At 67.2% G+C, this 1159-nt stretch carries 1 protein-coding gene; it reads right to left on the reverse strand.

The annotated features are described in order from the left end of the window. Positions 1-23 precede the first annotated feature (23 nt). Positions 24-1090 (reverse strand): IS630 family transposase gene (locus GPA10_RS44260; protein ID WP_425505898.1). Its coding sequence is split into 2 segments (ribosomal slippage): positions 24-605 and positions 608-1090, totalling 1065 coding nucleotides; the frame shifts between segments, so codons are not numbered across the junction. Positions 1091-1159 lie beyond the last annotated feature (69 nt).

A 1159-nucleotide genomic window follows, 5' to 3' on the forward strand; every position in this document is an offset into this window, starting at 1 on the left:
CTAGAGATCATTAATGGCGAGGGTTACGGGGGTGTGAGTCCGGTCTTGTCGATGTAGCCGCGGATGAGGCCGGGCCGGTACTGCATCTTTTTGAGCCGGGTCTTGATCAGGGCGGCCAGCTGGTCGATTCCTCGTTTGGTGAGGTTCGCCAGGGATCTCTTGAGGTGAGACCAGACACCTTCGACGGGGTTGAGTTCAGGGGCGTAGGGCGGCAGCTGGAAGACGCTCAGCCAGGCGCGGGCCGCGATGAACCGCCTCATCCGGGCGCTGACGTGTGTGTTGAGGTTGTCCCAGACGATCACCAATGGGCCGCCGAGCTGCTGGTGGGCGGCGTCCAGCAGGCGTGCGTAGTCGGTTTCTTTGAAGCCCTTCCGGCGGCCCTGGCGAGGGCCGCGATCCAGGTGGAGGCGGTAGATCAGCCGGGGCCTGTGACCGGGTTTGATGCAGATCAGCGCGGCCATCGAGACACGTTTGGTACCCGCGGCGGTGACCTTCACGATCGGCGTCCTGCCGCGCGGGCCCCAACTGCGGCCTCTGGGCGGCCTCATCCCCTGACCGGACTCGTCCTCGAAGCAGACCCAGGCACCCAGGTCTGCCGCCGTCCTTTTATGGCGGGCCACCGCTCACCCTTCCACTCGGTGATCCTCGCCTCGTCCCGTTCGGCGGCCCGGCGGGCGGGGACCTGCACACTCCAGCCGATCCGGTGCAGCAGCAGATCCACGCCAGGCAGCGTGTAGTGCACCCCGAACCGGCGGTGGATCACCTCGGCGATCCGCGCCAGCGTCCAGCACTGGTCCTCACCCCAGCCATGAGCGGCCGGACCGGCCAGTAACTCGGACCGGAGCTGGCGCAGCTGCCCGGGGCTGAGCTTGCAGCGGGCACCACCGGCCCCCTTCGAGACCAGCGCCTGGCGGCCGCCGGAAGCCAGAGCACGGCGCCAACGGTTCACCGACATCCGCGTGACCCGGAAACGCTGGGCCACCTCCTGGTCACTGACCCCCGCCTCGATTAACTCGGCCGCGGCGAACCGCACACGCTCCCGTCGAGCCCGCTCCTCGGCGGTGAGACCGCCACCATCCGGATACCTCATACCTACGGCATAGCGAACCCGCACTCACCCGTCACCAAGCCGAGAACACCCACCATTAATGATCTCTAG

This window comes from Streptomyces typhae, assembly GCF_009755605.1.
GTDB classification, from domain to species: domain Bacteria; phylum Actinomycetota; class Actinomycetes; order Streptomycetales; family Streptomycetaceae; genus Streptomyces; species Streptomyces typhae.